The 24,732-nt window shown below is 41.8% G+C and carries 16 protein-coding genes; 5 read left to right on the top strand and 11 right to left on the bottom strand.

The annotated features are described in order from the left end of the window. Nucleotides 1-87 precede the first annotated feature (87 nt). Complete coding sequence (locus SYJ56_RS15955) at nucleotides 88-993, top strand: sugar phosphate isomerase/epimerase family protein (RefSeq protein WP_323835789.1); 906 nt, start codon at nucleotides 88-90, stop codon at nucleotides 991-993. 215 nt (nucleotides 994-1,208) lie between these two features. Here the strand turns inward: SYJ56_RS15955 and SYJ56_RS15950 are convergent, their stop codons facing one another. From SYJ56_RS15950 to SYJ56_RS15930, 5 genes are all read right to left on the bottom strand, one after another. Continuing rightward, nucleotides 1,209-2,234: a proline iminopeptidase-family hydrolase gene (locus SYJ56_RS15950; protein ID WP_323835786.1), complete on the bottom strand. Its 1,026-nt coding sequence runs from the start codon at nucleotides 2,232-2,234 to the stop codon at nucleotides 1,209-1,211. A gap of 257 nt (nucleotides 2,235-2,491) precedes the next feature. Then, on the bottom strand, nucleotides 2,492-3,658 hold the full coding sequence (locus SYJ56_RS15945; RefSeq protein ID WP_323835784.1) for a Gfo/Idh/MocA family protein: 1,167 nt from the start codon (nucleotides 3,656-3,658) through the stop codon (nucleotides 2,492-2,494). A 136-nt stretch (nucleotides 3,659-3,794) separates the two neighbouring features. Next, nucleotides 3,795-4,817: a sugar phosphate isomerase/epimerase family protein gene (locus tag SYJ56_RS15940; protein WP_323835783.1), complete on the bottom strand. Its 1,023-nt coding sequence runs from the start codon at nucleotides 4,815-4,817 to the stop codon at nucleotides 3,795-3,797. Between the two features lie 141 nt (nucleotides 4,818-4,958). Further along, the gene (locus SYJ56_RS15935; protein ID WP_323835781.1) at nucleotides 4,959-6,170 is read right to left on the bottom strand and encodes a hypothetical protein; all 1,212 of its coding nucleotides are present in this window, start codon (nucleotides 6,168-6,170) and stop codon (nucleotides 4,959-4,961) included. Between the two features lie 98 nt (nucleotides 6,171-6,268). Continuing rightward, entirely contained in the window at nucleotides 6,269-7,327 is a 1,059-nt protein-coding gene (locus SYJ56_RS15930; protein ID WP_323835778.1) for an aldose 1-epimerase family protein, read from the bottom strand. A gap of 478 nt (nucleotides 7,328-7,805) precedes the next feature. On the opposite strand from SYJ56_RS15930, the gene SYJ56_RS15925 reads away from it, so the two are divergent. Further along, a complete protein-coding gene (locus tag SYJ56_RS15925; protein WP_323835776.1) occupies nucleotides 7,806-7,898 on the top strand; it encodes a hypothetical protein in 93 nt (30 codons plus the stop codon). A 472-nt stretch (nucleotides 7,899-8,370) separates the two neighbouring features. Here the strand turns inward: SYJ56_RS15925 and SYJ56_RS15920 are convergent, their stop codons facing one another. The 5 genes from SYJ56_RS15920 to SYJ56_RS15900 all read right to left on the bottom strand — a co-directional run bounded on the left by SYJ56_RS15920 (nucleotide 8,371) and on the right by SYJ56_RS15900 (nucleotide 17,709). Beyond that, nucleotides 8,371-9,045 carry a hypothetical protein gene (locus SYJ56_RS15920; RefSeq protein ID WP_323835773.1) on the bottom strand — a complete coding sequence of 225 codons (675 nt, stop codon included), beginning with the start codon at nucleotides 9,043-9,045 and terminating at the stop codon, nucleotides 8,371-8,373. A gap of 319 nt (nucleotides 9,046-9,364) precedes the next feature. Then, nucleotides 9,365-10,168 carry a 3-keto-disaccharide hydrolase gene (locus SYJ56_RS15915; RefSeq protein ID WP_416377807.1) on the bottom strand — a complete coding sequence of 268 codons (804 nt, stop codon included), beginning with the start codon at nucleotides 10,166-10,168 and terminating at the stop codon, nucleotides 9,365-9,367. Next, nucleotides 10,165-12,855, bottom strand: a complete 2,691-nt coding sequence (locus tag SYJ56_RS15910; RefSeq protein WP_323835771.1) for a c-type cytochrome — start codon at nucleotides 12,853-12,855, stop codon at nucleotides 10,165-10,167. The genes SYJ56_RS15915 and SYJ56_RS15910 overlap by 4 nt, the downstream gene beginning before the upstream one ends. Nucleotides 12,856-13,052: 197 nt before the next feature. Next, a complete protein-coding gene (locus SYJ56_RS15905) occupies nucleotides 13,053-14,561 on the bottom strand; it encodes a RagB/SusD family nutrient uptake outer membrane protein (RefSeq protein WP_323835769.1) in 1,509 nt (502 codons plus the stop codon). A gap of 46 nt (nucleotides 14,562-14,607) precedes the next feature. Continuing rightward, a complete protein-coding gene (locus SYJ56_RS15900) occupies nucleotides 14,608-17,709 on the bottom strand; it encodes a SusC/RagA family TonB-linked outer membrane protein (protein ID WP_323835767.1) in 3,102 nt (1,033 codons plus the stop codon). 332 nt (nucleotides 17,710-18,041) lie between these two features. On the opposite strand from SYJ56_RS15900, the gene SYJ56_RS15895 reads away from it, so the two are divergent. The 3 genes from SYJ56_RS15895 to SYJ56_RS15885 all read left to right on the top strand — a co-directional run bounded on the left by SYJ56_RS15895 (nucleotide 18,042) and on the right by SYJ56_RS15885 (nucleotide 22,905). Next, nucleotides 18,042-21,191, top strand: a complete 3,150-nt coding sequence (locus tag SYJ56_RS15895; RefSeq protein ID WP_323835765.1) for a PVC-type heme-binding CxxCH protein — start codon at nucleotides 18,042-18,044, stop codon at nucleotides 21,189-21,191. 103 nt (nucleotides 21,192-21,294) lie between these two features. Further along, on the top strand, nucleotides 21,295-22,428 hold the full coding sequence (locus SYJ56_RS15890; protein WP_323835763.1) for an FG-GAP repeat domain-containing protein: 1,134 nt from the start codon (nucleotides 21,295-21,297) through the stop codon (nucleotides 22,426-22,428). Nucleotides 22,429-22,569: 141 nt separating this feature from the next. Continuing rightward, nucleotides 22,570-22,905, top strand: coding sequence for a HopJ type III effector protein (locus SYJ56_RS15885; RefSeq protein WP_323835761.1), 336 nt, complete (start codon nucleotides 22,570-22,572; stop codon nucleotides 22,903-22,905). Between the two features lie 84 nt (nucleotides 22,906-22,989). On the opposite strand, the gene SYJ56_RS15880 is transcribed toward SYJ56_RS15885, so the two are convergent. Continuing rightward, nucleotides 22,990-24,519, bottom strand: coding sequence for a DUF1593 domain-containing protein (locus tag SYJ56_RS15880; RefSeq protein ID WP_323835759.1), 1,530 nt, complete (start codon nucleotides 24,517-24,519; stop codon nucleotides 22,990-22,992). Between the last annotated feature and the right edge of the window lie 213 nt (nucleotides 24,520-24,732).

The following is a 24,732-nucleotide window of genomic DNA, read 5'->3' as shown; positions in this document are numbered from 1 at the left end:
ATTAGCCTCTCTTTTACATGGAATAATTTGAACGGTAAATATAGTATATAGGTGGATTAAGCCACTCAAATTTTCAATAACCCTCAAATGAAAAGAAGAAACCTACTCAAATCTATTGCCCTAGGAGCGACTGCTCTTCCTCTGGCACCCGTACTTGCTTCTACTACGCAAAAGAATGAAGCAATGATACAATTTTCACTAAATACTAGCACTTTACGTGGTCAAAAACTTGATCTACCACAGATTATAGAAGTAGCAGCTAAAGCAGGATATGACGGAATAGAACTCTGGATCTCGGAGGTGGATGCCTACCTTAAATCCGGTAAATCTCTAGCCTCTCTTAAAAAACTGTTTACCGATGCTCAACTAATTCCTGTAAACGCAATTGGATTTGCACCATGGATGGCTCAGAATGTAGCGAAAAGCAATGAAGGTTTTGAGCAGATGGAAAAAGAAATGGGAATGCTGGCTGAAATAGGTTGTAAGCGAATAGCCGCACCTGCCATTGGCGCCACAGATCCCGTAGACTTGCTGGCTGCTGGTGAGCAATACGCTGAGCTACTAGCGCTGGGAAGAAAAACTGGCGTAATGCCGCAATTGGAATTTTGGGGAGCTTATGCTCCATTCCACCATCTGGGTCAAGCTTTAGCTACTGCATCGGCAGCAAATGATCCAGACGCTCGAATCCTTCCTGATATCTATCACTTATTCAGAGGGGGTTCTGGTTTTGATGGGCTAAAATTGATCAATGGAAATGCCATCGAAGTATTCCACATGAATGATTTCACTTCGAAACCCCGGTTAGAGCAAAAAGACAGCGATAGAATTTATCCTGGGGATGGCATAGCGCCATTAAAGGAAATCGCCGCAACGCTCAAAGCCATGGGCGGTACTAAGATCATGTCTCTGGAGCTTTTTAACGAAACCTATTGGGCACAAGACGCACAGGAAGTCGCCACTACGGGATTGAAGAAAATGAAGCAGTTCTTTTAAATGTCTCAAAAAATACATGCTATTTAAAAAAACCCTTCAAGCTTAATTTGAAGGAGTTTTTGCTGTTTAACCTTTAAAAAGCTTTTGCCGAAATCAACAACATTTCGTACAATTGACCAAAAAAACCAACCGTACTACCCTACGCTAGAGTTTTACAATCATGACCTTCGAGTCTATAAATCTCAGCTTAATTCTAATATCAAAAATCTTGGTTCTTAATCCTGCTTATCTACCTCCTTTAAAAAACTAATCAAGCCTGGGAAGAAATGCTCTGGATCATCATATTGGCTGAGATGACTTCCATTCGGACAAAGTAAAAATTGCCCATTGGGAAATTCCTTGGACATCCACTCCATATGAGCCGGATCCATCGTATCATGTGTGGCTCCGATGACTAAAGTTGGAACTGTGATCTTGTTTAGATCTGCTTTCCGATCCCATCCTGCCAGCGTTGCACCTGGAGTAATCCCGAACTCACTATACCCCTGCATATAGATATATACCTCAGGATTCACTTCCCCCATCATCTTTACTATCTCATCTGGCCATTCTTCAGTTGGCTTACGGAGCACATGAAAGGGATAATGATGTTCACCCAAAAGCTCCATATACCTGAAGTTTTCAAAATCTCCGGTTCGCTCGATCTCCATCAACTCTTCATAGACTTCTTTTGGCATTTGCGGGCCAAGGACTTCTTTGGCATATTTTTCGTAATCGTCCAGACTTGCCATCATATTGGAAATGATTAGTCCTTTGAGATTCTGCTGATGCTTAAGTGCATATTCTATCCCTAGCATTCCTCCCCATGACTGTCCATAGAGGTAAAAATTATCTTTATTTAGACCCAAGGCAACTCGTACTTGCTCCACCTCATTGACAAAACGGTCGATTGTCCAAAGTGTAGAATCGCTAGGTTGATCGGAATATGCTGAACCCAACTGATCATACCAAATGAACTCAATTCCTTCCTGAGGAAGATATTCTCTGAAATTCGAATACTGCTGGTGTGTCATCCCAGGACCACCATGGAGCAACAAGACTTTAATGCTAGGATTGTCTCCAACTCTCTGAGTAAATACGTGAAATTCTCCTCTTGAAGTTTGAATTGGAATCATTCTGACACCTTCCTCGATTTGCACTGTTGAGGAATCCGAAACGATTTGAACAGCATCAGTTTTTTTCCCTGAACAGGAAACTATTACCATGTAGGCGGAAACAATAAAGAAAGTAAGGTATTTCATGGGTTTGTAATTTGATTTTTTAAGACCACATAGCCTGTCCCGAACTTGATTCGGGAGAATCTCGCTTGGAGGATAATCATCCCTCTGTGTGTCGTCTTCGACATGCTTGATTTCATAACGTATAGGATTCTTATGCCTTTAAAAATAATAAATTATAGTAGAGTTCAGCTGGCTTAGTATAAAAATGAAAAAGACCGAAGATTTTATTTCTCCAGTCTTTTGATACTAAAATATAGATACTATCAAATTGTTACTAATTATACCTTCTCAATCCAATCTACACCCGTATCCTTCCAAGCCCGTTCATTTGCAGAGTTGATTACTGCTTCACAAACTTTTTGCGTCTCAAAAGCATCTCTGAAAGTAGGATGACAAGCCTCACCCGTCTCCAAACTATGGAAGAAGTCAGCTACCTGATGGATAAAGGAATGCTCATAGCCAATGGAAGTGCCTGGAATCCACCATCTGTCCATGTATGGATGATCGCCATCAGTCACATGGATAGATCTCCAGCCACGAACCTGCCCTTCATCTGCATGGTCAAAATACTCAAGACGAGTCAAATCATGTAGATCCCAGCGGATGGATGCATGCTCTCCGTTGATCTCAAAAGTATAAAGTGCCTTGTGACCTCTTGCATATCGAGTCGCCTCGAATAATCCTAAAGAGCCATTATCAAAGTGACAATGAAACACACAGGCATCATCGATAGTTACTTTTTTCTTTTCACCAGTGCCTTGATGAACTCGCTCTTTAATAAAGGTTTCAGTCATGGCAGAAACATCCTTGATGCCCCCATTCAGCCACATGGCCGTATCGATGCAGTGCGCAAGCAAATCTCCCGTCACACCAGAACCTGCTGCGTCAGCATCCAATCTCCATAGTGCATCACCTCCTTGAGGTAAATCCGGACTGATGGTCCAATCTTGTAGGAAGTTTGCACGGTAGTGAAAAATCTTGCCCAGTTTACCGGAAGCCACAATTTGCTTTGCCAAAGTCACCGCTGGCACCCTTCTGTAATTATACCATACCGTGTTTTTCACCCCCGCTTTTTCCACAGCTTTCACCATACCTTCAGCTTCCGCTACAGTTCTTGCCAAAGGCTTTTCGCAAAGAATCATTTTGCCCGCTTCAGCTGCAGCTATCGCAATTTCTGCATGGGTATCATTTGGAGTACAAATATCGACAGCGTCAATATCATCTCTCTTCAGGAGTTCTCTCCAGTCGGTTTCCACAGACTTATAACCCCATTGCTCTGCGAAAGCCTGCGCTTTATCGGCTCTTCTGGAGCAACAAGCCTGCAAAACTGGAACGTATTCGTACTCTGGAAAAAAGTCAGGTACTCTTTTGTAACCATTGGTATGTATCCGGCCCATCAGACCAGTTCCGATTAGCCCTATTCTTATATGTTTCTTTTCATTCATTATCTAAGTTGTTTATTGTTCTATTTCACTTCTGAATTCTTTATTCATCATTCGATATTCATCATTAATTAAAAAACATCCCAAGATTTAATTTCGAATGCCGAATACTGAATGCAGAATGATGAAGTATTCAAACCTACCACCCATGTGCATTCCTCACTTTGACCAGGGCAGCAAGAATATCATTCCAAGTTTGCTGATTGTTCATCACTTTATTTGGGAACATACATCCATCCCAGCAGATATGTTTAAAGGCTTTGGTCAACTCACCTTTCTCATCCCTAAGCCAGTATCCAGCATCATGTGCAATATCTAAAACACCATTTGGATCAGTGGCTTGGCAGTGTCTTCCAGTCTTATCGTGAGATCCTGAACCAAATACTGAACCGTCATTTTGAGCCACATGGAAATCGATCGTCCAAGGTCTAAGCGCATCCGTCACAGTTTTCAAAGCAGCTTTGACTGCTTCCCGGTCTTTTAGATCTGCGTCTTTGGGAAGAATTCTGTGTTCCGGAGCATTATAGCCCATGGTGTAGAGAAATGTATGAGACATGTCTGCTTGGAAACCAATATTCGGCCTGTCAACCATCTCAAGTAGTTCTACCATGTATTTCCAGCTGTGCATTGCTCCCCAGCAAATCTCGCCCTCGGCAGCAAGCTTTTCTCCATAATCAGCTGCTACATCACATGCCTCGCGGAATGTTTCAGCAATTATTTTGGTGTTTCCAGCTGGATCCTTTGCCCAGTCTTCCACGCCGGCTGCAGAATCAATCCTGACTACTCCATAATGACGGACACCCAGATCGCTGAGTTGCTTTCCGAATTCGCATGCCTTGCGCACCATATCTACAAAAGTCTTCCGCTGATCGGCCGAACCCATTGCGGAACCCGCCCATATTGGAGCGACTAAAGAACCGGCTACAAGGTTATGTTTTTGAAGTTTTTCAGCAAGAATCTTCGTTTCATCTGGATCATTAAGCGTGAAATGAGGTTCAAGCAAACCTAAGTCCAGGCCGTCAAATTTTACACCGTCAACTTCCGCTGCCGCTGTCATCTTCAGAAGTGAATCAAATGGAATTACAGGTTCAGAATCTGCGCCTTTGCCAACAATTCCTGGCCAAGTAGCATTATGTAGTTTTGGAAAATTATTTTGACTCATGGTATTAAGGGTTATTAATAGTTATTAAAAGCAGGAAGACCGAAGACAGATGACCGAAGTGGCCTTGACCAACATCCCATGTCCTCCCTGATTTATTATTTTATTTATTACTGTAGACCGAAAACTGATACTGGCTACTGTTTACTCCCAGACTTTCAAATCCGGATTATCAGGACCGAAGTGTTTCAACATTACAATAGGATCAGTCTTGGAATGGTTGCTGATTTTCACACCAGCTTGGGCCGCCTTTTCACTGACGAAATACTCATCATGTGTCAACTGGCCAAATCGAATAAGGGCAGGAGTTTCGATATCCCACTCATTCATCTTGCCATATCCCTGCATCATGATCATACCATAGGCAGCTGAATCTTTGATTGTCACTGTTTGACCTGGGTAGATCGTCAATTCTTTGGCACTATAATCATGGGATCGATAGCAAATCCAGCTATCATGATATCCTGCAGCATGCATTTCTTCTGCCGCACCTACTGGAATAGGCTCCATGTAGCGAGTCTCTAGCAAGTTAGGATTTACGTTCAGTTCCCAATCTATCATTTCTACCAACAGATCGTAATCGCCTACTCTATCTTTCGGAGTAGCATTCCAAAGTAGCTCATCTGGAATGATCGCCTCATTGACCAGAGACTGATACATCGCAAAAATATCTGAGGCCTTCTGTGGCTCATAGGTACATAAGGATCCTGGTGCATGAAGCATTCCAGGAGGAACGTCCCAACCGGTTCCTGGTTGAAGCTTAAATGCCTGAGAATAATTCGTAATCTTATTGTCTCCTTTATTGAAGTTCATCAGACATTCCTTAATCTGCTCCTTGGTTGTTCCCGGTGCAATCCCGAAGAATGTATAAGGAAAGTCTCCTCCGTGGTTGTTCAATTGGGGAGGATAATAATAAGCTTCTGGCTTACCATTTTGGCCAGTAAGTTTACCAAATTCATCACTTGGGTGAATATGATGAGGAAGAGGCCCCATATTATCAAAAAACTTGGAATACATAGGCCAGGACTTGTACTTGTCCCAAAGACGTCCACCGATGATTTCTCCTCCCAATTCATCTATCGAATCTTTCAAAAGAAACAACTCGGTCTTACCACCATCTTCATAAGCGATATGGCTTAGTCCTTCATTTTTGCTTGTAAGCGGGCCATTTTCCGCGGGTGTGGTCGAGGAAAACCAGCGTTCATCTATGCCTCCACGATTACCACCCAAGCAATAATAATCGTCTGGATGTAGTTTGATTCTTCTTCCCGGCACACAAAAAGACCGAGGCACCCAAGTTGGTGTTAATCTTAAAATTCCTTCTCCCTGTTCGAGGGCTTTCTTTGCTAAACTCATGGGTTTATTGATTTGAGATTTAATAGTTATCAGTTTTCTTTTTGAGTCTTACTCTTCGATATTCATTATTCGACAATCGATGTTCGACATTTTTAAATTTACATTTTGAATTCTTTTACTGTTTCTCCTTTTAGCACTTCCATTTTGATTTCATAAATCCTGCTTTCTCCAGGTTTCAATAAAATCAATGTACCATTTTTGCGCGCAGCAGCCTGCCCAATTGGAGGATTTGTTGCAGGTTCTAGGGCCGTAACATATTCATTTTTACCCCAGTGTTGCCAGTTGATAAGACATGGCATCTGTTTTTTGGAAAATGAGATACTTAATCCAAGTTTCAAGTCATCATTCATATATCCGCAGATGACCTGATCATTCTCATCGGTTTTTGGATCAATGAAAGCCACGTCTTCACCAAAAGCAGTGTGCTCGTCCAAAGGAGCAGCGCATTTAGTAAACTTATGATCCTTATTGAATGAGGAAAGTGAAGCATCGGCTTCTCTTGGCTGAATCTTACCTTTCCAGACTATCCTGGTGCCTTCATCGATTAATGGCCAACCACAATTGATATGATACAAGACCATGTGTGGTGCTGGCGAATTACCTCGATTGGTCACTTCGTCTTTGATGTGAATCGCAGCCGTCCCAATAGTTCCTGAGATGGTTCTCTTCAATTCCAGACTCGGACCAAAAGTCGTAGTCTCCCGGATTTTCCCCACGATTTCAAATTCCAGATTTCCCGAGTAAATATCCGGTTGCTTGATTGAAATCAGTTCCGCTGGAGTATTGCTGTAATTGCCATGTAACCCCCGGCTTCCAGTTTCATCCTCGTTGGGCGGTCCCATGGAAGAGATTCCACAGGTTGTCAGTAGCCCACCACCGAATGTCCTTAGCCAATCTATTCCTTGGTTGGAAAAAGGCTGAGAAGCTACATGGCCTGCATTACTGATCCACGCCAAGCTATGCTCATTATGAAAAGCATCCAAAATATCCATTCCCCTATCCAAAACAACTTTGAACCGAAGTCCCGTACCCGTATTAATCCAAGCTATGCGGGTACCACGTCCTGCGCCATTATCAAGTATTGAAGTTTCAATTCCGCCAAGCTGACGGAAATTGGATAATTTATCTTTCCAATTGGATGGATCTGAGAGGTTCATTCTGAGGTTGGAGACTAGTCTGTAATCTATTAAAAAGGCCTTCTGACACTGTCCTGCCCTATATGGGTTGGATCTAAAAGCTAGGGATTAAGTTATAAAAATAGTATGGTAGAAATACGCCACTGATATAAAAATTCCTCATACAGGTCCTTAGGTTCAAATCTCCCGAATTGGGTTAGACGGATTTGGTTCAAGTCTCCCGACTTGGACCCATCTCATTACAGTCTTCAGACTGACTTATTTTCTCTTAATTTATAAAAAACAACTCTCTTTGAAGTATCTTAATATCATCAGGTATTCATTTTTTAAAATGAGCAGAAAGTACAAAATACGAGATCAGGATAAACTTTATTTCATAACCTTCACAGTTGTAGAGTGGATCGATATTTTCACGAGGAGAGATTATTGAGACATCTTGATAGAGTCTTTAAAATATTGCCAAAGCTTTAAAGGCTTGGATGTATGTGCATACTGCATCATGAGTAGCCATATACACTTGATTCTAGGCAGAAGTGGTGATCAATCTCTGGAAAGTATTATACGAGATTTCAAAAAAATTCACAGCAATTGAGTTGTTTAAATCAATCCAATCATGTCCCACTGAAAGCAGAAAAGACTTTTTACTCTTCCACTTTAGAAAAGCTGGAATGAAAAATTCGAATAACTCAAACTTCCAGATTTGGCAGCAACATAGTCACCCTATTGAACTCAATACAAATGACAAAATCACTCGATGCCTGAACTACATCCATCAAAACCCAGTAGTTGCAGGGATTGTGTTCTCGCCTGAAGATTATGTTTATAGTAGCGCGTCGAACTATGCCGATTTGCCGGACAAATTAATCGATGTGCTTCTTATTGAATAATCTACCAATTTATTTTTCTTTTTTTAGTTGAAAGCAGTCGGGAGACTGCAGTTAACAAGGCACAAGTCAGGAAACTTGCGCCAATCCTGGTCTTTATGGTGAAAAGCAAAAGTGATGTAAAACAAAAAACATTCGAGATTTTGAAAACCTCGAATGTTAGTAATGGGAGCTTGATGGCTATTCTTCTTCGGCTTCTTCAAAAACGGCAATTTCCGCATCAAACTCTGCCTCCAAAAACTCATCTCTTGCTATCCAATATTCTGAAGTCGTCAATCTGTACTGATTTTCACCCAAATAGCTTAACTCCCAAATTATCGAATCTGCTTCCTCAAACTTGACTTTGCCTAGTAGGTGATCTGTAAACAGCCGCTTGATCAAGTTGCTGTCATTGAGCGTATGCTGCAAAGCCTTAAGTACGATTTCCTTAGTGACTGCTTCTGCATCCGAATCCTCGCTTCTAATATTCAATTCAGCGATTGTGGCTTTTGCACTTGGGAATTTGCCGTTGTAGGCCTTATGCAATAACTGGTTGATATTGAAAAGCTGATGATGGAGGCCTATTACCGGATATTCCTCAGAGATCTTATCCAATAGCATATCATGGGAAATCTGCTCAATCTGACCTTCATTGAGTTCATCCGAAAGTCTATAATCAAGTAGGATTGCTGCAGCTTCAGACGGTTCGAAATCAGAAATTGCCATAGTAAGAAGCTCTCTCAACTCAGCCGGGTTGGATTTTGCAGCATCTGGAAAACCAAAACGATCAAGCAATGCTATTAAATCTTGGTTGCTCCAACTTTCCGGCAATTCATCTACTGTGCTGACTTTGTTGATAATGATATGGTAATTCATAATTAGTGGTTTTAGTTTTTATAGAACTGTGTAGCTATTTGCTAACAAAGAGCCTGTAGGAAAAAGCTCCTCTAGCTTACCGTACTCTTGATTTTATAACGGACATTCTACAATTAGCGTTCGAGCAAGGAAGTATTCAGAATATAACCTAAAGGTTAGAATCACAAAAACGCTTCTTAAGTTGTCCGCAACTAGGTTTATTGTCAGATTTATATTTGTTAATGTTTGTGCATCGAAATTTTAGGACTTGGATAAATGCCAATAAAAAAAGCCCTTGCTTTTCAACAAGGGCCTTTCATGACCTATTCTAGCGAGCTGCCTACTGCTTCAGCATCAGATCTTTAAATTGAACCATCATCGGAGGACCAACGTGCACCTGTACACCAAGATATCCAGAATCCATTTTGTTTACTGCATCTTCATCATGGACTTCACTCATGAGTTGCCCATTGACAAAATGTTGCAGTACATTCCCTTTTGCAATGATATGAATGCTATTCCATTCACCCGCTTTGATCAGAGCACCCAGCTCGGCACGATCACCGATTTCTTTTTCTAGGTTGAGTCCTTTCCAAGCATTTCTTTCTACAAATTCACGGGTCCCCACTCCTTCTGGCTGAGTAGTTATCTTCGTTATTTGACCTCTGTAAGCAAGTGTAGTCCGCTTACGCTCTTCATAGTTCTGACCAGTGTAGTTGTTCTTCCCATCAATATCTGCCTGATAACCTTTCAAAGCAAAAGGAACATCCTCCACCATTTCGCTTCTGTAATTGATTCCAGAGTTGCCACTTTCAGAAATCTTAAACTCAGCTTTTAGCTCAAAATCACCCGGTTGTCCTCCTTGCCAAATCAGGAAAGTATTGGCTTTCAGCAAGGTCTCAGGAGTGATTTCACCCGTGATCGCTCCGTCCTTCACAGACCAATAAACAGGATCTCCTTCCCAACCTTGAAGGGTTTTGCCATCAAAAATTGATTCAAAATCAGCTTCATTAGCACTCATAGCTTCCACAGGGCTTGTTTTACTCTGTGTTTGCTGCTGGCAATTCACCAAGCCAATCACCATCATAGCCCCTATTCCGAGCACTTCGATTCTTAGCCATTTAGACTTTAATAGATTTTTCATTCTTCTGCTTGGACTTTTGTTTGATATACTTCATGATTTGGGTTGCCCGCTGAAATCAGGTAGGCCATCAAATCTTTTAATTCCTCTGGATTTAATCTATTGATCATACCCGGCATCATGATGGAGATCTTCGAATCTTTCACAGTGGACACATTACTTTTTTCAACTTTGCGAAGCACTTCAGGAGAAAAAGGATTTTGGGAAACCGAATAGCTGGTTTCATCTTCATTTACTATTCTTCCCATCACAGAGCTTCCGTCTTTTAGCTCAAGTACACTTGCTACGTATTGCTCAGAAATCTCATCACTTGGATTGATTGTCGCTTCCAAGATATCCTTTGGAGAGAATCGAGTTCCCAACTGAGTCAAATCCGGACCGATAATTCCACCTTCACCACCTAGCGTATGACAGGATAAACACTGAGCAGCAGCAAACATCGCTTTGCCTCTGGACAAATCTCTGCCACTTAAATTTAACATCAGAGAATCCGCTTCTTCCACTGTCCATCTTCTGCCAGGTCCCTCCGCTTGAATATCTGAATTCACCAAATCATTCCCATTCCCTGTTAGCAAGGCTGCGCCAGAAAGTTCATTGTATTTATCAAAATCATTTTTCGGAACATGCGCTAGCGCCATTTTCCTAGCTCTGTCAATAAACCCAACATAACTTCGGCCTCCCTTATATTTGAAAGCATCTTGAATCCAGCTGAAATATTTTTCATATAATTCAGGTGTCCAGCCTGTTTCCGCTCCACCCAAAACGGTGGCAAGGTAAGTTTGCTGAGCTGGAGGAACATTCGCAAGCATGTTTGCAATATCTAATCCATACTGAGGATTTCTCATGATCAGATCAGAAGAAGAGGTAAACGTCTTCTGATAGTCAGGATCATCTTTAGCATTTTCTAATAGTGCCAACGTCTTTTCTACAGCACTTGGCGAATCCAAATAAACAAGAAGTACTGCTAAAGCACGATCAAGATTATTGTTGTTAGCAGGGAAATTAGCATCTAAATAAGCTACCAAATCAGATTTTAGAGAACCTGATGGCTCTCCCTGTCTGGCTAGTATCAGCTCAAAAGCTCTAAGCAAGTCTTGCTTGCCTTTCTCATCTAATGATCCGTAATCAATTCCCATCAACGCTTGAATCATAGGTGTTCCCTGGCCCTTATCCGAGTGACGGGATAAGGCAATCATCGCTTGAGTTAATATCACTGGATCTTTTTCTGCCAATGCTTTTGCTTTCCAAGAACTGATAGGCTGATGTTCTACAGCTATTCTTGCAGCATACTGTACAAATCTATCTGAGTTCTTCAAGTTTGACCAGGCCAAATCAAGGCCTGAAGCTGGTGCTCCATCTACATGTAAAGCCTCGAGCTCTCGACGGGTTTTTGCCTCTTCCGGCAAATCGGCTAGGGTCAATGACCCCTCATTTCCTTCAATATCACCCTCATAATAAACTCTATAAAGATCTGACTCCAATCTTCTACCTCCAGTCATAAAGTACATCGCGCCGTCAGGGCCTATGATGCCATCAGTCAATGGAAGCGGAGAACCAGAGATGAATTCTTCTGCTTTTGCTTCATAGGTTCCGCCTTTTGGTGTCAAAGTCATGGAATAAATAATTCCAAAACTCCAATCAAATGCAAATAAGGAATTTCTGTATTTTGCAGGGAACTTCGCACCTGTACCAAACATCACATTCGTTGGTGAACCTTGTCCAATATTTAAAATCGCCGGTAAATTGTCTGGATAATTTGGAGACCACTTATGGTTACCAGTTCTCCAGCCATACTCACTTCCTGAAGTCACATGACATATTCTGGTTGGGCGGTACCAAGGCATCCCAAAATCCCATTCCATATCTGAATCATAAGTAAAAAGATCACCAACTTCATTGAAAGCAATGTCAAATGGGTTTCTGTATCCAGCAGATATCAGCTCCCAATTTTTACCTTCCGGATCGATGTTAGCTACCCATCCTCCTGGAGCCATTCTGCTATTAGCATGGCCTCTTGGATCTTTGATTTCAGGAAAAAGATTGTCTTCCTGCCATACATTCGGAAGTCGATATGCATCCATTTCCGGTACATCCGTGTGGTTTCCTGCTACTATAAATAGTGACTGCCCATCTGGTGAAAGCTTAATGCTATGCGGCCCATGTTCGCCAGGCTGCCCTGTAAACCCTTTGATCTTGGTCACTGATTCGTACTGATCATCTCCATCCAAATCCTGAATCCGGTAGAGCCCGGTACTCTCAGCAAATGTTTCATTTCCATTGTGATTTACCATCACATAGATGCTATTAAATGCATAAAGTAATCCTTGCGCATACCCCATCCCCACTTGTGGTTCGGCTACATTACCGATAATGAGTTTTTCTACTTTTGGAGCAAGAGAATCAGCTCCTATTGCAGGAATTTCCAGTCTATATAGAAACCCATACTGATCAGCAGTGATCAATCTGTTTTTGTCATCGAAAGTCATAGCAACCCATGACCCCTCATCCTTTTCTCCAGGACTTAGTAGATGCTCTGCTACGAAACCGTCTGGAAGCTTGAGCTTGTCCAGCTTAGGATTTCCGGTTAATTCCCGTTTGTTTTCATTCTTTTCCTCTGTAGTACAAGATACCGATACGAGTACAGCTGCAGAGAATAGAAATAAATTTCTTATTGAATTTTTGAGGTGCATAGGGCTAATGTTAATGGATAGCAATATTTAGAATTTTAAGTTGGGGATTAATTCTGCTATAATAAAACCACTCATGAAATATTACGGCTTTTTACACTATAGTTTTCAGTAAGACATTTAATCCAGCGGTAAATAAAATAACCCGACATCAAAAGCATTAACTATGCAGTTGATGCCGGGTAGTTGTATTTTATTTATTAGAAATAAGGAGTCAAAGCAGACTCGTCTGCAGGTAATGCGTAAAACTTGTTAAGGTTAGAGAACACATTAGGTCTTGGAACAGCGCCTTCTAGCGGTGGGTAATAATAATCCAGAGGATTAGCTACTATTCGCTGACCGTAAGGGACAATGATCTCCTGGATACGGTCTGTTCTCTGAATATCAAACCAACGCTTATTTTCAAAAGCCAGCTCCACTCTTCTCTCTTTGAAAATCGCTTCACCTAGAGCATCGCCAGAACCACCTACTGGATCTAAACCTGCTCGATCACGCACCTCATTCAGAAAGTTCAATGCTTCTCCGTCTTTACCTTGCTCATTAAGAACTTCCGCCATAAACAGCAATACTTCTGAGTATCGATAGATTGGGAAGTTAGTACCGGTATTATTGTGTTGAGAGTGTTTTTTAGCGTATTTCTTTATATACGGATAAATCTTGTCGTCTCTGAAACTATTGGATAAAAACACATACCCTATAGAAGCTTCTTCACGCAAATCCCCATCTTCATAAGCTGCAATAATATCCGGAGTTGGAATATTGTTTCCTTCGCCATCTATAGGCTGAGGATTACTAGTTCCGGTAATTGGTTCTAATTCCGTAGCCAATAATGGTCTAGGCAGAAATTGGTAGAAAAAGTTACCATTTAAACCAGCTGCACCTTCCAGAAACTGAACTTCAAATACAGATTCCGCATTGTTTTTATTGCTAGCATTATCTGAGAAAGCCATATCATAGCTCGGCATTAGCATATATTCTCCACTGGTGACAACCGGTCTCAAAATGGTCTCTGCATCTCCCCACTGCTTTAAATTAATAAATACATTAGCTAATAATGTTCGCGCTGCTCCCGAAGTAACTCTTCCTGGCTGTTGCTGGGATTTTGGTGGCAAAAGAGGAACTGCTGCCTCCAAATCCTGAACTATCTGAGCATAGACCTCAGCCTCAGTAGAAAGTGGTAATGCAGCCTCTTCACGTGTAGCTACTGGCACCAAATGTAATGGCACGCTACCAAAGTACCTTGCCAATTCGAAATAAGCATAGGCTCTTAAAAATAATGCCTGTCCTTTGACATTGTCTTTGGATGCCTGATCAAACGTCGCATCATCTATAAGTGCAAGAACCTGGTTGGCTCTGGAGATAATCAGATAATCTTGTCTCCATTGCTCAAGTACGTTACCATTTGCAGTAACTCCATTAGCTTCTGGTACTGCAAAATCAGCTAGATCTTCCTGAGGATCTACCGCTCCAAAGAGCACATTTCTACCGTAGTACGTATTATCCGAATGCATTTCTGCTAGTTTCCACGACCTGTCATTGACAATAGACCTCAACGGAGCATAGGCAGCATTTACTGCCTGCACGAAGTCAGTCTCAGTTTTGAAGAAAGTAGCAGAGCTCAATTGAGTTTCAGGCACTACCGTGAGGAAATCATCACAACTGGTAAGCCCCATACTTACTGCTAGTAATACAATTATATATTTTTTCATTTTTAATACCGTTTGATGTGAATAAATGTGTACTGATCTAGCAAAATTAGAAATTGATATTTGCACCAAAAGTGATCGTACGTGGTACAGGATATGCAGATAAGTCTACACCTTGGCTAAGGTTACCACCATCCCCATTTCCGTCATTCTGCATACTAACCTCAGGATTTGATCCTCCCCAATAATCGGTGAACACCCACATATTCTGTCCAGAAGCATACAGTCTAAGTGATTTTATTGTCTTAGGCAGTTTGGTAAATGTATATCCAATAGTGATATTTCTGATAGTTAAATAGGAAGCATCCCATACGAAATTGCTATTATTCCAGTCACGCTCTACACCCGTGACATTACCTCCGCCGACAGTAGTACCGAAAATACCTTCGCCCGGATCTTCTGGAGATTTAAATCTTCTGGATGCTTTTTCCACCATATTGAATACACCATCCAGATTCGCAGTGGAATACAAGTGTCTCATATACAACTGATTTCCTTCGGAACCTGAAATCGCAACACTTGCGTCCCAGTTTTTCCAAGCGAAATTGTTAATTAAACCATAAGTAAAATCAGGAAAAGGGTTTCCTATTATTGCTCTATCGTCATTATCACCACCATAAGTGATCACCCCATCTCCATTCACATCTTTCAGCTTAATACTACCTACTGTAGATCTACCAGGAATAATTGGTGAGTTTGCCAAGTCCTCGGCATTCATATAGTTACCTTCCTTCACCAAGCCATAGAATTGACCAAAAGGCTGACCTACTTGTGTGATGTGGTAAGAGCCATAGACTCTATCAATACCCTCTGCAAGTTCCATAACCTTATTACGGTTGAAAGAAAGATTGGCATTGGTAGTCCATCTAAACGATCCAGTTGTATTGACTGTATTGACTGCAAACTCATGCCCCCAGAAATGGATTTCACCAATATTGTCATTGTAATTAGTAAATCCTGACTCTCGGGGGATTTGTACTGCATAAAGTAGGTTAGTCGTGTTCTTTGTATAGTAATCATAGGTGAAAAGCACCCGATCATCCCAAAGACCTAATTCCAACCCCAAGTCAAACTGCGATGTAGTCTCCCAGCCAAGGTTAGTGTTGCTTAAGGAAGTAATAGCTGCACCAGGAACCACAGTTTCTCCAAAGACTGCATTGATCGTATTATTTACCAAAGCATATGAAGTATAATTACCGATATTATTATTACCTGTCACACCATAGCTTGCTCGTAGTTTGGTAAAAGAAATGGTAGAATTAGAATTCAAAAAGCCTTCATCGGATAGAACCCATCCTACGGAAGCAGAAGGGAAGACACCCCAACGATTATCAGAACCGAATCTAGAAGAACCATCCCCTCTTACCGAGGCCGTGAAGAGATATTTACCTTTGAAGTTATAAGTCAGTCTAGAAAACAAGGAAGTCAATGACCATTCACCTACTCCTGAGTTAGTACCGTTTCTGTTTATGTTTATAGCTCCCTGGATGGTAGGGATTCTATCATCGGCATATGTATCAGCTTGGATGCGTGTGTTCTCACTTCTGAATTTTTGGTTAGAAAATCCTCCCAATAGCTGAAAATTATGTTCTCCAATGCTTTTGGTATAAGTAGCTATGTTTTCATTTAGCCAAGATAAACGTTCATTATTTTGACGAATAGAAACTGCGACTGTTGGTATCGTAGTATTAATATTGGCAGTGGCAGTAGAAGGATTAAACCAGAAGTATTTCGAATTCCCTATCTCTGCATTAAATGTGGATTTAAGTGAAAGGCCTGGAATAGGCTTCCATTCTATATAGGTATTCGCTAAGACATTTAGTTCTTTGGTTTCATTTGTTATCTCCTGAGCAGATCGTACCCAGTTCGGATACGCAAAAATGTTCCCTGTACTTGAAGGAAGCTGATTAAATGTAGTCAACTCGCCATTTTCATCATATATAGGCATAATTGGCCAAGTATGAAGTGCATTGAAAAGGATACCCGTTCCTCTAGTTCCATCTGTACGCGGAGTATTATCAATAACATAGTTAGGAGCTACGTTTACACCTATATTCACTTTATCAGAAACTTGATAATCGGTATTCATTCTCAATGAGAATCTTGTGTAGTCAGAATTTATCACAACTCCGTCTTGGTCAAAAACCCCTGCTATAATCGCTGTGTTGACTTTCTCTTTGTTTGAAGTAACTGTAAGATTGTAAGACGTGATCGGTGCAGTCTGAAGCATGGCATCATACCAGTCATTTGTTTGACCTCTATATTGAGATGGATTCTGAAAAACATCCGGTACTGGTTGACCAGCTGCTGTATAGTATTCTTGCTTGAAAATGGCAAACTCTTCTGCATTCAACATTTCCAGACGTCCACTTTCTGGCACAGTCTGAAAACCAGTATACACATTCAAATTTACATTTGTCTGTCCTACTTTTCCTTTTTTGGTAGTAATCAGAACAACACCGTTTGCAGCTCGTGATCCGTAAAGAGAGGTTGATGCCGCATCTTTTAAAACTGTGATCTCCTGGATTTCATCTGGGTTGATGGAGTTAATATCTCCCGTAATAGGAAATCCATCTACTACATATAATGGAGAACTACCACCAGATACAGATAGCTGGCCTCTAATACGGACACTCATTCCTTGCCCTGGCTTACCCGTCGTTTGGTTAATCTGCACACCCGCCAATCTACCTTGAAGCTTTTGGGCTATCGAAGATACAGGCATATCTTTCAACTCCTCTTCACCTACCGATTGCACAGCCCCGGTCACTTCTCGCTTGACCTGACTACCATAGCCTACCACCACGACTTCAGAGAGATCTGAGGTGGAGTAACCTAAAGTAATTTGAATATTGGTACTCTCAGAAGTAACCACCACTTCATTGGTAGTAAATCCAATAAAGCTTACGACTAAGGTCTCTCCTACAGCTGCTTGGATTGAGAAACTACCGTCAATATCGGTAACGGTTCCTGTTTGGGTTCCTTTCACGTTAACCAGAGCTCCCGGAACGGGCTCGTTATCGCCCTCTGAGACGACGGTTCCTTGTACTGTTATCGACTGTGCATATGATGATGACACAGATACGATAAACAACGCCAATAAAAACCCTATAAACCGGGTTTTTATTAATAAGTGATAATTGTTTAGCATAGGGTTGGGTTTAAGTATTAATTATAAAACTCACACAATTAACCATTCCAAAACCCCTTTCCTATCCTGCACCATCCTGAATTACATACCCTTAAATATGTTTTTTGAAAATAATTAAATAACAGGACACCACAGGATAGATATATATGATAAATTGATTATAAACATAAACAGTAAGGGATTTAAACACCAACTGATTTATACATTCCACTTAACACTTATTATATAGTATACATATAAAATAGCACGTGGAAATAGCAATATGCAAATCTCCACAATTGATTATTCCAGCGTTTATTCCTATTATTAGCTGTTCATACGTTAGTAATAAAATGCTTAAGAAATCCCCCCTAGACCTCTTTGTCCTAGTACTATTGGGACTCCTCACTTTTCAATGCACTCAAAAAGAAACCATCGAATTAAAACCCAACGCTAGAATTGCCCTGATTGGCAATAACTTGGGATCCAGAATGATGGATTATGGCAGCTTTGAGACAGAGATGCATCTCAGATATCCTGACAAAAATCTCTACATCAGAAACCTTTCAGATCCGGGAGATACGCCTGGCTTTAGACCTAGATCAGGAACCAATGATCCCTGGGCTTTTCCCGGAGCTGCAGATTTTCAGGTTGAGTTTGCCACTCCTTCAGGCAGCGAAGGACATCTGGAAAAGCCTGATGAATGGCTGGCTAGACTACAAACAGACATTATTATTTCGTTCTTTGGCTACAATGAGTCTTTTCAAGGGGTAGATGGCTTGGAAAATTATAAGGCTGAATTAGACGCCTTTATAAAGCATACCCTGCGTCAGAAATATCATGACACGCTCTCCCCAAAATTAGTTTTAGTCTCTCCTATTGCTTTCGAAGATCTTTCAGAGAAAATAGATGTACCTGACGGAAAAGTAGAAAATGAAAATCTCAATCTCTACACTATTGCCATGAGTGAGATTGCAGAAAACAACCAGGTAATGTTTGTTGATGCCTACACTCCTAGCAAGCAATGGCATTTGGACACGGAAGAAGACCTGACCATTGATGGTTCACAGTTGAACGAAGCTGGTTACAAGAAATTAGCGGTGCTGCTGGCAGATGAGATCTTTGGCAAGCAAATAATCGAAAATGAAGCAAATCGGGAACTGGTACATGAAGCAGTGCAGGAGAAAAACTGGTTTTGGAGAAATGATTACAAAATTCCAAACGGTGTACATGTATTCGGTAGAAGATACGATCCATTCGGCCCTGACAATTATCCTTTTGAATTGGAGAAAATCCGTGAGTTGACTGCCATCAGAGATACCGCAATCTGGATGGCAAATCAAGGAGAAAAGAAAGATCTCGCAGCTGCCGATGCCAAAACTAAAAAGCTTCCTGAAGTAAAAACCAATTACAATCCAGAGCAAAACGGAAGTCTGGAGTATCTCTATGGAGATGCTGCTCTTTCCAAGTTAAAAGTAGCACCTGGATACAAAATCGAGCTTTTCGCATCCGAAGAAGACTGGCCAAATCTGGCAAATCCCGTTCAACTATCCTTCGACAATAAAGGCCGACTTTGGGTAGCGACCATGCCAAGCTACCCACATTACAAGCCCGGGGATTCCAGACCGGCTGATAAGCTGTTGATCTATGAAGACACTGACAATGACGGAAAAGCAGATAAGGAAACTGTTTTCGCGGATGACCTACACATTCCGGTAGGATTTGAATTGGCTCCGGAAGGCGTGTACGTTTCTCAGGGAAACAACTTAGTGATTCTCTATGATGACAATAAGGATGACAAAGCCGATCGTAAGGAGATATTACTAAGTGGGTTTGATGATCACGATACACATCATGCGATTTCAGCTTTTACTACGGATGAATCTGGAGCGATTTATATGGCAGAGGGAGTTTTTCTTCATAGTAATGTAGAAACCTCCTACGGCCCTGTTCGTGCGACAAACGGAGGGTTTTACAGATATACACCAAGTAGACATAAATTGGAGCGTGTAGCTCAGGTAAGCATTCCGAACCCATGGGGGATAGCTTTTGATGAGTGGGGACAAAACTTCTACGCTGAGACATCTGGACCGAATGTAAACTGGATGCAACCGGGATCCGTTTTGCCGCGCTATGGCAATGCCACTAATAAAGGTGCAAACCTGATCCAAAAGGATCAGATGGTAAGGCCAACTTCCGGTTTAGAGTTTATCTCCAGCAGACATTTTCCTGAAGATGTACAGGGCGATATGATTATCAATAACACCATCGGCTTTTTAGGTACAAAGCAGCATCAGATGATTGATGAGGAAATAGGATTTTCCACGAAGTGGAGACAAGACCTTCTCACTTCCACCGACAGAAATTTCCGTCCAGTAGATATGGAAATCGCACCTGACGGCTCATTATATGTGGTGGATTGGCATAATATACTGATCGGTCACATGCAGCATAATGCCCGCGATCCTTTACGCGATCATCAACATGGAAGGATTTATAGAATCACTTATCCATCCAGACCATTGGTAACTCCTGCTAAAATCGATGGGGCTAGCATCCCTGAGTTGATGGAGAATCTAAAACTGCCTGAGTATAGAACCCGATATAGAACCCGTCGAGAACTTCGGGGAAGAGACCAAACTGAAGTTGCAGATGCTGTGGCAGATTGGGCTAGTAAGTTGGATAAGAGCGATCCTCGATACGAGCATCATCTCTTGGAAGCACTTTGGGTAAGCTGGGGCATTAATAAAGTGAATCAAGACCTACTTACTCAACTCTTGAAAGCCAAAGATTACAGAGCCAGAGCAGCGGCGGTGAGAGTGCTTCGGTATACTGGTCACCAAGTCACCAATCAAAAAGAATTGATGACTGAAGCTATAAAAGATGAAAATGGCCGGGTAAGACTTGAAGCAATTGTAGCTGCATCTTGGATGCCGCGTGAAGAAGGTCTTGAAGTGCTTTCTGAAGCGGAAGGCTCAGAAATGGATCAGTGGATCGCTCCGGCTTATGAAGCTGCAGTGGCACATATTTCCGGGCTTTCTGTAAAGGAGAAAAAAGAAGAAGATATCAAGTCCTCTTTGACAGGCTCAGACAGAGAGTTATTTGTGCTCGGGAAAGAAATATATGCAAGAGAAGGCTTCTGTAGTACCTGCCACCAGCCTGATGGTCAGGGACTTTCTGCTTCTGGTTTTCCTCCGCTTGCCAGCACTCCTTGGGTGACAGGCAGTGAAGAGCGATTAATCAAACTCGTGTTGAAAGGTATGATGGGACCCATTACAGTACTAGGGAAAGACTATCCGGGACAGGTACCGATGACCCCTTTCGAAGGTATGCTGGATGACTCAGAAATAGCAGCAGTGTTGACATTTGTAAGAAACTCTTTTGGGAATTCCGCTTCAGCTATTTCCCCTGATCTGGTGAAGAAAGTAAGGGAAGAGGTCAAAGATCACACGGGGTTCTATCAACCTGCTGATTTGCTGAAAGCACATCCGATGGTGAAGTAGTTGCTCGGCCGCCGAGACGGGTCAGTTAAGACAATTTGGGTCATAAGGTGTTAGTTCCTTTTGACCCATTTTTTCAACACATCAATACAAACCCTTAGTTACCATGAATATAATCAAGCATAGCCTCCCCTTTTTCTTAGTTTCATTTCCCTTTCTGACTATTGCACAGGAAACTACCGTGAAATTCAAGAAGCAGGTAATAGCTTACGAAAGCACAGAATCTGTCGGGGTTTTCGATGTGAACAATGACGGATTCCTGGATTTGGTATCTGGGAGTTTCTGGTATAAAGGCCCTGGGTTCTTGGATAGGTTTCTTATTGGGCAAGTGAAGCGCTACGCAGAATATTACGAAGATTTCTCTACCATTCCGATGGATGTGAATGAAGATGGGAAAATGGATTTTGTGACCGGAGGATGGTTTGAAGGCAAGTTGGTTTGGAAAGAAAATCCAGGTGATGGAAGCGAGTGGCCTGTGCATGAAATTGCCACTACCGGAAATATAGAAACCAGTAGAGGTTTTGATATCGATGGAGATGGAGTAATAGAGATAGTCCCCAATACTCCCCGCAAGGAACTAGCTTATTATAAAAAGACCGGGGCAAATCAATTCGAGAAATTTCCAGTACATGACACGCAAGGCCATGGATTGGGCTTTGGCGACATCAATGGGGATGGTCGGGGCGATCTGGTTATTTCCGACGGCTGGCTCGAAGCTCCTGCTGATCTGGAAACAGGAAAATGGATTCACCACGCTGATTTTGAGTTGGGGGACGCCAGTATTCCAATGATTGTAGTAGATGTGAATGAAGATGGATTGAATGATCTAATCATCGGTCAGGCACATGGATTTGGATTGTTTTGGCTTGAGCAAAAGAAAGATGGGGAAAATAGAAGCTTTGTAAAGCATGAAATAGATTCATTTCAATCCCAGTATCACACGATGGAATGGGTAGATATTGACAATGACGGGCAAAATGAATTGATCACTGGCAAGCGCTATAGGGCACACAATGGCAAAGATCCGGGAGGAAAAGACTACGCTGGGCTATATTATTTCAAATGGAATGGAGAGTCATTCACCAAAAATATAATTAGCTATGGACCACTTGGCGAAGGAAAAGGTACTGGACTATATTTTTCGATTGCTGATCTGAATAAGGACGGATGGGAAGACATCGTAGTAGCGGGCAAGGACGGACTAATGGTTTTTGAGAATCTGGGCAGGCCTGAGAATTAAGCATCTCCCGCCCCCGATAGCTATCCGAAAGCGCGAAGGCTCATTATCATTAATTTTCTACTCTACCTGTGATCCACCGGACGGTATCCTCTAGATGATATTTTCAAGAAAATCCCCATCTTGAGTTCAAATTTGAATTTCATGAATCTTTTGGACCAGATCAAAAACGCCCCTGCGACCATTTCTTTTTCTGAGGTAATAGCACACATTGATGCCCATTTCGAATTTACACCCACCCGTTTTTTGAATGGAACCATAGTAAACGAAGCCGGACAAAACAACGGCAGTTGCAAGATCTTTTCCTTTGCAAAACTTCATAATTTGACTCCAATAGAGACTTTGGCACTTTTTGGTGACTTCTACCGAAAAGATGTCTTAGAAAATCCCGATGGAACAGACCACCAAAACATCCGGAATTTCATCCATTCCGGCTGGGAAGGAATCAAATTTGATGGAGAGGTTTTAAATTTGAGATAGTTATAATGAGTAACTTGAACTGGATTGAACCTATCAAAAGCTCTTATCTCTGCAACTTTCTCAACTGCCAAATTTTCCAATCTTTCAATTAACTTCAACAACAAACCGCTGATACCTCGTCATTGGATGCCCTCCATTGTCTTTGACTTCAGCTATTACATGAAGTTGGCCTTTTGAGTTAGGGTCAAGCTGAACCTGAACAGTATCCCCTTCTGCAATAAGTTTCGCTTCGCCGGAGTACGTTCCTACTTCCTTGTATATCCAAAATTTGGTTTCTAACGTATCTCCATCCGGATCGGAAGTTTCTACAGAAAGAGTTAGACTTTCGCCTGCCTTTGCCGAAGGCGAGTGTGTTCCTACCGCCTTCACCACCGGAGGATGATTTGCATCGGCATAATCCATCACACACCAATCTGCCCGTGCTGCAAAATCCTCCTGAATCGCCTCCACCCAGCGGATCTGTGGATAAGTTGTGTCTAGGGTATCCGTATAGGGATTGAAATCCCTAACATTTTCCCCATCTTCCCATCTGTTAGGCTGCTCTGCCGACTGAACTAATCGGCCGCCCCAGCCACCCCATTGGGGATTGTCCAAATTATCCAAACCCACATCGATAAGATGAAGAAATGCAGGAGAATCCCCTTCAGAGATGAAATCATAAATTCCAAATACCCCCCATTGTGTATTTTCCAGTTTCGTAGGATCACCATGAATATGCTCGTCGTCACCTTCCTGCTTTTGCCCATCGCCATAACTGTAATATTGCTTTAGCAAAGGCCCGTGATTGTTGATGATTTCATTCCCCATAAATTCACCTTCAAAGAGATAATGTTGGGGCTCAGGTACAGCAGTTTTCCACGGATAAGCAAAGCACCAAAATTGGTTGGAGTTATAGAAAATCTTCAGATCTGGCCAGTTGGGAGCAATGTATTTCCTGTACGTTGCATCCTGATCCAGGATTGCATAAAGAATGGCTTTGTCCGTCACTTTCTTATATACACTTTCCCATTCGTCCGTGTCTTTGTACTCATCCTCAATGGCTTTTAAAGCACGGGCAATAGTATTTGTCCCGCCCCAAACCTGCAAGTAAAGCGGCTCCATATCATCATCGAGCAGTTTTTCTTTGATAAAGTCTGAACCTTCTGTATCCTCTTCCATCTCTCCTTCGAAATCAATATTGCCTACTTTCACCAGGCTTCTCAGATGATTAGTTGTAGGAAAACCATCCGCATGCTGACTTAACTTCGGGTAAACTTCCCCGTAGGCATCAAGTAAAGGATTCATCCATTCTACTCCAGGCCATCTCAAATCAGGAATCGCTCCATACATAGTTTTGGTCATTTCCATCTCTGACGTGAAAAGCGTCCCTTCCCCATCTCCTTTGTAATGCCACATGGAGGAGGAATAAATCAAACCTTCGATCTGAAATTCATTTGCATATAGCAACATGCGGATAAAAGAATCGACATCGTCAATCTCTCCATCTGTGGTGACGATGGTACGGGGTTTTGCTGGTGCTTCATTGCTTTCTTCTTGGACTTCCGTTTTGGGATTGCAGGCAAAAAAAGTAAGCAAAACGAGCGAAAATATGATTTGCTTCGAAAGTAAATTCATAGGTGACTGGGTTTAGAATCAAAAATAGGGAATCTATGAAAAGTATTCAATTTTACTTCTCTTGGATATTCTAGGGTAAATTGTATCTAACAAATCTTTAACTCTTAAGTTAGGAAAAGCTATTTTTTAGCCCTAATCTTTCGAAGATGAGGTGATTATTCACAAGGTGTTTATATAACTTTAAACTACATGTATGCCGTCGATAGACCTAGC

Source organism: Algoriphagus aurantiacus (genome assembly GCF_035156405.1).
Lineage (GTDB): Bacteria > Bacteroidota > Bacteroidia > Cytophagales > Cyclobacteriaceae > Algoriphagus > Algoriphagus aurantiacus.
The sequence above is the reverse complement of the archived record's forward strand: the minus strand, read 5'-3'. Positions and strand labels throughout refer to the sequence as shown.

Coding starts and splice junctions, on each gene's coding strand:
- SYJ56_RS15885 (WP_323835761.1), top strand. CDS start 22,570: ATGAATCTTTTGGACCAGATCAAAAACGCCCCTGCGACCATTTCTTTT.
- SYJ56_RS15925 (WP_323835776.1), top strand. CDS start 7,806: ATGAGTAGCCATATACACTTGATTCTAGGCAGAAGTGGTGATCAATCT.
- SYJ56_RS15920 (WP_323835773.1), bottom strand. CDS start 9,045: ATGAATTACCATATCATTATCAACAAAGTCAGCACAGTAGATGAATTG.
- SYJ56_RS15935 (WP_323835781.1), bottom strand. CDS start 6,170: ATGAGTTTAGCAAAGAAAGCCCTCGAACAGGGAGAAGGAATTTTAAGA.
- SYJ56_RS15890 (WP_323835763.1), top strand. CDS start 21,295: ATGAATATAATCAAGCATAGCCTCCCCTTTTTCTTAGTTTCATTTCCC.
- SYJ56_RS15910 (WP_323835771.1), bottom strand. CDS start 12,855: ATGCACCTCAAAAATTCAATAAGAAATTTATTTCTATTCTCTGCAGCT.
- SYJ56_RS15905 (WP_323835769.1), bottom strand. CDS start 14,561: ATGAAAAAATATATAATTGTATTACTAGCAGTAAGTATGGGGCTTACC.
- SYJ56_RS15880 (WP_323835759.1), bottom strand. CDS start 24,519: ATGAATTTACTTTCGAAGCAAATCATATTTTCGCTCGTTTTGCTTACT.
- SYJ56_RS15895 (WP_323835765.1), top strand. CDS start 18,042: ATGCTTAAGAAATCCCCCCTAGACCTCTTTGTCCTAGTACTATTGGGA.
- SYJ56_RS15940 (WP_323835783.1), bottom strand. CDS start 4,817: ATGAGTCAAAATAATTTTCCAAAACTACATAATGCTACTTGGCCAGGA.
- SYJ56_RS15900 (WP_323835767.1), bottom strand. CDS start 17,709: ATGCTAAACAATTATCACTTATTAATAAAAACCCGGTTTATAGGGTTT.
- SYJ56_RS15950 (WP_323835786.1), bottom strand. CDS start 2,234: ATGAAATACCTTACTTTCTTTATTGTTTCCGCCTACATGGTAATAGTT.
- SYJ56_RS15955 (WP_323835789.1), top strand. CDS start 88: ATGAAAAGAAGAAACCTACTCAAATCTATTGCCCTAGGAGCGACTGCT.
- SYJ56_RS15945 (WP_323835784.1), bottom strand. CDS start 3,658: ATGAATGAAAAGAAACATATAAGAATAGGGCTAATCGGAACTGGTCTG.
- SYJ56_RS15930 (WP_323835778.1), bottom strand. CDS start 7,327: ATGAACCTCTCAGATCCATCCAATTGGAAAGATAAATTATCCAATTTC.
- SYJ56_RS15915 (WP_416377807.1), bottom strand. CDS start 10,168: ATGAAAAATCTATTAAAGTCTAAATGGCTAAGAATCGAAGTGCTCGGA.